1 protein-coding gene is annotated in these 518 nt (G+C 55.4%); it reads right to left on the reverse strand.

The features are described from left to right. The coding region (locus ACPXSQ_RS23010; protein WP_426144426.1) for a GTP-binding protein at positions 1–518 on the reverse strand (518 nt) is incomplete at both ends.

The following is a 518-nucleotide window of genomic DNA, read 5'->3' on the forward strand; positions in this document are numbered from 1 at the left end:
GCTGAACCGCGAACGATTGGTGTATCGTCGCCCGGGAAGTCGTACTGTGACAGCAGGTCACGAACTTCCATCTCAACCAGTTCCAGCAGCTCTTCGTCATCAACCATGTCACACTTGTTCAGGAACACGATGATGTAAGGAACGCCTACCTGACGACCCAGCAGGATGTGCTCACGGGTCTGCGGCATTGGGCCGTCAGTCGCAGCAACAACCAGGATCGCGCCGTCCATCTGCGCAGCACCGGTGATCATGTTTTTCACATAGTCGGCGTGGCCTGGGCAGTCAACGTGCGCATAGTGGCGAGACGGGGTTTCATACTCAACGTGTGCCGTGTTGATGGTGATACCACGTGCTTTTTCTTCCGGGGTGCTGTCGATCTGATCGAACGCACGTGCCTGGCCGCCGTTGGTTTTAGCCAGAACGGTGGTGATCGCTGCAGTCAGGGTGGTTTTACCGTGGTCAACGTGACCGATGGTTCCCACGTTTACGTGCAGTTTGTTACGTTGAAATTGCTCTTT

This window comes from Pantoea sp. EEL5, from assembly GCF_049892805.1.
Lineage (GTDB): Bacteria > Pseudomonadota > Gammaproteobacteria > Enterobacterales > Enterobacteriaceae > Pantoea > Pantoea ananatis.